6 protein-coding genes are annotated in these 6,604 nt (G+C 36.1%); 4 read left to right on the forward strand and 2 right to left on the reverse strand.

Annotation, left to right across the window (positions count from 1 at the left end; all coding sequences use genetic code 11):
- Positions 1 to 95 precede the first annotated feature (95 nt).
- Positions 96 to 830: an N-acetylmuramoyl-L-alanine amidase CwlD gene (cwlD, locus tag HLX49_RS03430; protein ID WP_077706617.1), complete on the forward strand. Its 735-nt coding sequence runs from the start codon at positions 96 to 98 to the stop codon at positions 828 to 830.
- 134 nt (positions 831 to 964) lie between these two features.
- On the forward strand, positions 965 to 2,023 hold the full coding sequence (locus tag HLX49_RS03435; protein WP_077706616.1) for an Mrp/NBP35 family ATP-binding protein: 1,059 nt from the start codon (positions 965 to 967) through the stop codon (positions 2,021 to 2,023).
- Positions 2,024 to 2,320: 297 nt separating this feature from the next.
- On the opposite strand, the gene gerD is transcribed toward HLX49_RS03435, so the two are convergent.
- Positions 2,321 to 2,959 (reverse strand): spore germination lipoprotein GerD, encoded by a 639-nt coding sequence (gene gerD / locus HLX49_RS03440; RefSeq protein ID WP_077706615.1) that lies wholly within the window; start codon positions 2,957 to 2,959, stop codon positions 2,321 to 2,323.
- Positions 2,960 to 3,183: 224 nt separating this feature from the next.
- Here gerD and HLX49_RS03445 point away from each other — a divergent pair, with 224 nt between their 5' ends.
- On the forward strand, positions 3,184 to 3,822 hold the full coding sequence (locus tag HLX49_RS03445) for a KinB-signaling pathway activation protein (protein ID WP_077706614.1): 639 nt from the start codon (positions 3,184 to 3,186) through the stop codon (positions 3,820 to 3,822).
- Positions 3,823 to 4,103: 281 nt separating this feature from the next.
- On the opposite strand, the gene pdaB is transcribed toward HLX49_RS03445, so the two are convergent.
- Positions 4,104 to 4,862 carry a polysaccharide deacetylase family sporulation protein PdaB gene (pdaB, locus tag HLX49_RS03450; RefSeq protein ID WP_077706613.1) on the reverse strand — a complete coding sequence of 253 codons (759 nt, stop codon included), beginning with the start codon at positions 4,860 to 4,862 and terminating at the stop codon, positions 4,104 to 4,106.
- Between the two features lie 968 nt (positions 4,863 to 5,830).
- Here pdaB and HLX49_RS03455 point away from each other — a divergent pair.
- Positions 5,831 to 6,052, forward strand: coding sequence for a hypothetical protein (locus tag HLX49_RS03455; protein WP_073012091.1), 222 nt, complete (start codon positions 5,831 to 5,833; stop codon positions 6,050 to 6,052).
- The last annotated feature ends 552 nt before the right edge of the window (positions 6,053 to 6,604 follow it).

Consider the following 6,604-nt stretch of genomic DNA (forward strand, 5'->3'; position numbering starts at 1 on the left):
TATAGAGCTATAGGGAGGCTTAGTAGAGTCTATTCTTCTTTTGAATGGGAGTTGGAGACGCTACATAATGGAATGAAAAAAAGGGGGGGGAGTATTTGAAGCGATGGTATAAAATCGTATTATGGCTGGTGGGTGTTTTTATATTAGGTTACCTTATTCAACTACCAATTAAAAATCAACTTTCACTTGACGTAGGATCTTCTTTTTCCTTACCCTTATCTGGAAAGACGATTGTGATTGATCCGGGACATGGAGGGCCTGATGGCGGAGCTGTTGGTAAGGATGATACACAGGAAAAGGATATTTCGCTAGAAGTTTCTAAGAAGTTGCAAAAGTATTTACAGCAAGTGGGAGCAATCGTGTATTTAACGCGAGAAACAGATAGGGATCTTGCTTCTGAGAATGTAAAAGGGTTATCGAAACGAAAATCAGAGGATATTCGAAATCGATTGTCGTTCATCAATGAACAAGAAGCAGATTTATTTATTTCATTGCACTTAAATGCACTACCTTCAACTAAATGGAGAGGGGCGCAGACATTTTATAACCCCCAAAAGGATGAAAATAAGCATTTGGCAGAAATGATTCAGGCAGAGTTTATTCGTAATTTAGAAAACACCAATCGTGCAGCTCTAGCCATTAACAATGTCTATTTACTGAAGTACGCAGAGACGCCTGGTGCACTTGTAGAAATAGGTTTTTTATCTAACGTTGAAGAGCGAGAATTATTAAAAGATACGGATTACCAACAGAAAGTAGCTGCGAGTATTTATAAAGGAATTTTACGGTATGCTACGGAGGAAATAAAGGCAGAGGAAGGGGAGGATTAACTTTTATTACGAATAAGAGTCACCACTTTTTCGTACATACGGACTTGTTATAATTGAACAAGCCCATGAACTGAAGGATCGTCTGTTTTATGTTATACTGTCGATGTATGCATTTACAAAGGGATGGTGATTCAATGCTAACAAAGGAAGAAGTAATTCAACTGCTTAACTCTGTAAAAGATCCTTTTTTACATATATCGCTAGAAGAAACGGAAGGCGTAAAGGAAGTAAATATTAAAGAAGAAAAGAAACATGTAAGTGTAAAAGTCGCTATCGCAAAAACAAACACTGCTGAACAGATGCAACTGCAACAAGAAATTGTTGGGATTTTGAAGAAAAACGGAGCGACAACGGTTGGTCTACGATTTGAACAATTACCAGATGATGTGATTAAGAAATACCAACCTGCCGCTGAAAAGGAGCAAGAAGCTACATTGATGGGTGGTAACAGCGGCACGAAATTTATCGCTGTTTCCAGTGGAAAAGGCGGTGTTGGTAAATCGACGGTAACGGTTAATTTAGCGATGTCGCTCATGCGTTTAGGGAAAAAAGTAGGCATTATTGATGCCGATATTTATGGATTTAGTGTTCCCGATATGATGGGCGTGGAGGAACGTCCAAAGGTTCGTGGTGAAAAAATTATTCCAGTGGAACGTTTTGGTGTAAAAGTTATTTCTATGGGATTTTTTGTAGAAGATAATTCACCAATTATTTGGCGTGGGCCGATGCTTGGAAAGATGTTAAACAGCTTCTTTAAGGAAGTAGAATGGGGCGATCTTGATTATTTATTGCTTGATTTACCACCCGGAACAGGCGATATCGCGATGGACGTCCATGAATTACTTCCATCCTGTAAGGAAGTCGTCGTTACAACACCTCATCCTACAGCGGCGTTTGTTGCCGCTCGTGCTGGTCAAATGGCGTTAAAAACGGAGCATGAAATTCTAGGTGTCATTGAGAATATGGCTTATTTCGAAAGTCAGCTTACAGGTGAGAAGGAGTACGTGTTTGGACAAGGCGGTGGCAAGAAGCTGGCAGAAGTGTTAAAAACAAAAGTACTTGGCCAGTTGCCGTTGCAGCAACCTTATGAAGAAGAGGATGTATTTGCTCCATCCATTTATCAGCAAGACCATCCAATTGGACAAGCTTATCATAAGATCGCTGCCAAAATAGTGGCGCAATTAGAAGCGTGAAAGTTAAATGACGTCTCGGGAATAGCGTGAGTGTCCCTGAGACGTCTTTTTGCGCTAATAAAAGTTTAAAGGTTGATAGTATAAGAAAAACGACAGCGTCTTTCTGTTAGAAAAATTTCGCAATAAGCCAAGTTTTTCTAATACGGTTTGCTATTCGAGTTGTATTGGGTCATAAAAGTGGGATACGTAATAGAAAAGTCGCAAAATCAACAATAAGACATCAAAACGTGGCTTTAAAGTTTACGCTTATACCTGTTATGACCGTATGTCAGTGTTCGTGGTAGAAGCAGGATAGTGTTAGCCACCACCACCTGATTCTTCTGTACCTCCATCGCTACCGCCTTCACTTTCTTTGTCTTTACCCTCTTCCTTTGGTTGCTTTCCTTGCTTCTCAGCTGCTTTTAATAATGTCTCTTGCATTTTTTCTTGGAAAAGTGGTGTTTCTAGCGTTTGTTGAATCGTTTCTTCAAGATGCTCTCGAAATTGTTGGCTTTTTACTACTTGAAGCATTTGATCTGTCATTTCTGGGTTTTGTAATAATTCAAGCATCTGTTTTTGGTAATCTGCATCATTCATTAGCCGCTTCATAAGCTTCATATGTTCTTCTTGCATTGATTTTGTATATTCTTTTACAAAGTCGGTATCTTGAAATAAGATCGTCCACATCTGTTTTCCTTTTTCTGATACGAGTGCCTCGTTAATTGATTTTTTAACAACGTCAGAGTCCAGAACTAGTTCCTGTTTCAACTTTTCATCGGTCATTAATTCACGAATTGCCTTTTTACCCTCTTCCGTTTGTAATATATCAACAACCATTTTCTTTGTTGTATCATAATCTCCTTCTTTGTCCGAGGTATTTCCATCGGTACAGCCACTAATAACTATGAAAGAAACAATGGCAACGATGCCAAGGATTTTGAATCGATTCGTCTTCAATTGGAAACCCTCCTTTCTTCTCTGTTTTAATGTGTGTGAATAACATGAAAAATATTCGTTTCGTAAGGAAAAAACGGTTACTTCATGGTAGAATACGGGAGGAAGGTTTTGTTGTAGATAAAGTGCTTCGTTCTTCATAAGGAGAGAGGATGTTTATTTATAAAAACTTTCCGTGACGGTGAAAAATATAGACAGAAACGTTACATATATAGGGGGATGGAACGTTGAACACGAGAAAATTAGTCAATTTCTTTTTTAAAACATTGCTAATAGGCGGTTTAGCAGGGCTTATTACAAGCTTTTTTGTAAAAGCAGAGGACTACGCAGCTATTCTTAATCCAATGAATTGGATGGAGTTATTAGGGCTACTTATCTTTTTTATAGGGTTAGGTCTTGTGTTTAGTGTAGTCAGTCAGACTGGTTTTTTTGCATACTTGTTTATTAATCGCTTTGGGCTAGGACTATTTCGTTCTTTTTGGCCAACCGTACAAGTACTTCTCATTGCATTTGTATTGTTTGATCTGATTTATTTTCCATATCAAGCTACAAAAGGTGAGGTGGCTATCTATTGGTATATTCTTATGGCTTTAGCTATATTAGCCTATGGGTGGATTGTTGCGACGATTAAAGCAAAGGAAACGAATAAGCAAGCATTTATTCCTGCTTTATTTCTAATGGTAGTGATAACAACGGTCGAATGGGTGCCAGGATTGCGGACGGAAGGTACGGATTATGCTTGGTTAATGATCATTCCGTTGTTAGCTTGTAACACATATCAATTGCTGGTACTTCATCGCATTAATCCGAGTAAGTCTCAAAAGCAGGATGTATCTAAAACAACTACGAAAAAAAAGAAGGCATAAATGCACTTTGGTGGAGATAAAAGCCAGAATGTAATTTCGTAATATTCGTGTTGTAGGTGTCTACTTGTGAAAAAAACAGTGAAACAAAATAAAAATGCGTCGATCATTTTGTCGACGCATTTTTATTTTGTTTACACTATTAGGAAGATATTAAATTTTTAGGGTTTCATAGTATAGTATAAGAAAAACGACGGCGCTCTATCGTCATAAAGACTTTGGCGATAGCAAGTTATTTCTAATAAAAATAGCTAGAATGCTAGTCCAAATTCTCGAATTAGTAATTAGTCAACGAATTCAGTGCTAGCGTGTGCTTGATTTATTAGTTCAGTCATAGAAACAAACGAAAACCCTTTGTTTTTCAAGCCAGGTAGAATCGTTTCCAGCGCTTTCGCTGTATGTTTGACCGAATCAGAAGCATGTAGTAAAACAATATCTCCATTCGTGGTTTGCTTCATGACATTATCTACAATTGTATCTGAGCCAGGATTTTTCCAATCGTTTGGATTCACGTTCCAGTGAATGACGTTATATCCCATATTCTCAGCTGTTTCAATAATTTCTTTATTAAAATGACCGTTAGGGGGTCGTAATAAACGCAAATCTTCATACCCTAATTTACCAAAAACTTCTTGGGCTTTTCGCAAATCTTTTTTTACCGTGTCCAATTCTCTATCCAAATAACTTTTATAGCGATAACCAAGCATTCCTAATTCATGTTTGTTTTCCGTGATTTTTTCAACAATAGCCGGATGTCTTTCTGCCCACTCTCCACTTATAAAAAAAGTTGCTTGTACACCTTCTTCTTTTAGTTCTTTTAGAATGTCATGAACGCGTTCTTCTCCCCAGCTAATATTAAAAGTTAGGGCAATATTATTTTCGTTTGCGTTTCCTTTTGACATAGCTGATGGTTCCTTGTTGGAGAAAACCGTAAATTCCCCGTTCCACTCTAACCATAAAAATGTTGCTGTAAATAGAGCAACAACAGCTACAGTTAACCACCGTTTCCACTTATTGAAACGCCATACATAAAAATGTTCCACAATCTTTCCTCCCTCTTAACATTTTGTTTTTCAGAAGCGTGAAATAACACGCCTAGTCCATTTATTGTTTATTTCCACTTTTGCTTCCCATAAATAAGGAATGTTCCAATTCCTCATACATGTGGTGTATATCCGTGCTTGGCTATGATGAAAATCGACGATAAGCCATTTGGCATTACAAGTAAGTAAACAGGTGAACGAATCTGTATCATGGCTTGTCCGCGTAAAATGAAAAGAACGATGCAGGTTATATGTTATAAAAGAACATTACTAAAAGGTATGTAGTCATACGAGATTTAAGAACTAATTTATTTCAACTATGCAATAGTATAGAAATGAAAGAGCCTATAATATTACGAGAGAAAAATTCATAAAGACTTGGCGATTAGCCACGGCCTTTAATAAAAAATACCTCAATGCGTTTGTTGTAGAAGCAGCTCCACTAAATGAGATTTATTTTAACTTGGTTGTAGATTCGTAAGATATGCTAACTAATTTTAGGCATGATTTTTATTTATAAAATAGAATAAATAGATACTTGCGTGAAAACTTTTGTTAAAGGAACGCTATAACATTCCTTGATAGAGACTAGTTAGTTCTAAGTACATCATAAAGTTGTAATAAGGTTTACAATAATTGAGAATCAAAACTTGTGTAGCCAATCAGCTTTATTGTTGAATTAACCTAGTTAATAAGTGAGTCTTTAACAAGTGGGAGGCTTTTCATTCACTTAAGTCTCTTATGAAATAGGGCATTTAAAGCTTCTAGCCATCAGGATTATCCAACATGTATCTTTCAAATCAGCATCTCTGTTAATAAAAATTAGTAAAATAATGATTAAAAACCGACATAATTCGGGATGATCTGCGAATAATTTTATATACCTGTTTGTATGATTTTAAAGGAGTAGGAAAGACTGAAAAACAGAAAACAACTAGAATTATAATAACGATGAAGGCGGTGCAAACATGTTAGGATTACTAATTAATAACATAGAGCAAAGGGAACTGGAATATTTAATCAGACGAGAGTTGGAAGAGCTATTAATGGATTTAGAGGATTCTCGAATAGATAAAATAGTAAAAGATTCTATGCGTGAAAGATACCAAATGTTGTTTCAGTTATTTCGCAGAGTAGCTAATGAAAAAGAGTGTTTGAAATACATGCCAAAAAAAACTTTAAATAATTAATAAGCGCTAAATAGAGTAGCTTCCTTTTCTGCTAGAGCATGTATGATTTAAATAGGCACTTCTAAATCAATAGAGGGTCTCTAATCGGCAGTAAATGAAGAGAAGAGATTCTCATTATATTATAAATGTATGGACGAGTAAGGCACTGTATGAGGTATGAGAATGGTACTCTGTGTAAGAATTAGGGGGAGTTTGTATATGTAAAAACAAAAAATTAGTTTTTCCTATTGCTATTTTAAAATATATATGCTATAGTAAATTCTGTTGTCATTAAACGACAAATCAACAGAGAAAAACGAAAAAAATATTTTCGAAAAAAATGTTGACAACTACTTGAAAACATGATAAATTATATCTTGTCGCAAAAAACGACAGATAAAAAATTGCTCTTTGAAAACTGAACAAAACAACCAGTATGTCAAGGAAAAACAAACCCTGTTTTTCTTAAGAAATAAACTGAGAGAAATCTCAGAAGAAGCTAAGAATGATGAAGAACGGTGTTCATCATCACAAACTTTTATGGAGAGTTTGATCTTGGCTCAGGACGAACGC

The organism is Virgibacillus sp. (assembly GCF_013393565.1).
In the GTDB taxonomy this organism is placed as follows: domain Bacteria; phylum Bacillota; class Bacilli; order Bacillales; family Amphibacillaceae; genus Virgibacillus; species Virgibacillus dokdonensis.